The sequence below is a fragment of the Mesorhizobium sp. M7A.F.Ca.US.010.02.1.1 genome (genome assembly GCF_004023085.1).
GTDB lineage: Bacteria > Pseudomonadota > Alphaproteobacteria > Rhizobiales > Rhizobiaceae > Mesorhizobium.
The window spans coordinates 1-1,169 of sequence record NZ_RZRV01000105.1 but is presented as its reverse complement, the minus strand read 5'-3'; the positions used below and the strand labels follow the sequence as shown (position 1 = coordinate 1,169).

The 1,169-nt window shown below is 60.9% G+C and carries 1 protein-coding gene; it reads right to left on the bottom strand.

The window, feature by feature from the left end; genetic code table 11:
* Positions 1–33: 33 nt before the first annotated feature.
* The gene (locus EOA19_RS34915; protein ID WP_127270070.1) at positions 34–972 is read right to left on the bottom strand and encodes an IS110 family transposase; all 939 of its coding nucleotides are present in this window, start codon (positions 970–972) and stop codon (positions 34–36) included.
* Positions 973–1,169 lie beyond the last annotated feature (197 nt).

Here is a 1,169-nt window from a genome sequence, read left to right as displayed (position 1 = left end):
GCCCGGCAGGGCAATGAGCGACTATCTGTGGTGTCAAGTTGCATTGGCGAACTCCATGCGCGCATCGCGTGCTTTTGCATTGAGAATGACGAGGAGTTTTCGCGCCAGCGCCATGCGGATGACCATTTTGGTTTTGCCAGCCTTTTGCAACCGTTCGGCGAAAGCTTGCAGATGAGGATCGTACCTGGCGACGTGCCGGGCAACGATAAAGAGAATGCCACGCGGCCCGGTGCGACCGCCCCGAATATTACGAGGTCCCTCGCGTTTGCCGCTATCATTGGCGAAAGGCGAGAGCCCCACCAGCTTGGCGATGGCCTTGTTGGAGACGATGCCGATCTCGGGGACCTCCGCCAACAGACGGGCAACGGTGCGGTCAGCCAAGCCCTTGAAGACGCGGAATGTCATGTCGAGCCTGGCCCACAACGGATCATCGTCAATCAGCGAGGCCACCTCGCCAGCCAGCCGCTTCTCCTCGCGCTTGAGGCAGGTCAGCACCGTGGAGAGACTGGCCAGCGTCTCGGCGTCTGTGGTGGCGCTCTTGCGCTGCTTGTTGACGGTGATGTCGCCGGTGACTTGGGAAAGCCTGGAAACCAAGACTTTCAGTCGCTGCTGCGCGGGACTGGGCGGCGCCGCCGGCACGATCTGCTTGACCGACGCGTAATGGGCGATCACGGCCGCGTCGATGCGATCGGTTTTCTCGAAGGTGCCCATTGCTTCGGCGAAGCGACGCACGCTGCGAGGATTGACGATGCCGCAAGGCAGGCCGTTCTCCCAAAGCCACAGAAAGGCCAACCGCTCATAACCGCCCGTGGCCTCCATAACCGCGAGCTCGACACGATGGCCGCGGCAAAACACCAGCAACTCGCCTAGTCCCGCTGCGTCGTTGGCGAAGCGAGCAAACGCAGCGCCCGGCCGGATATGGGCGTCCAGCCAATCTTTCGAAACATCAACTCCACAAATAATGTTGTTCACGGTAACCTGCCTTGTTCGTGCGATTGGAGCCAAGCGACTATTCGGTCGTGCGTGACAAAGGCGAAGATCCCAAGCTCATTGACGGTTGTAGCCGGAGGGGCAGCGGGCGACTTCGCCAAGCCTCGGGCCGGATGGCCATCCGGCCCGAGGCTCAATCGCTTCCATCGCACATAATCATCTCGTGCAGATACAAGGGG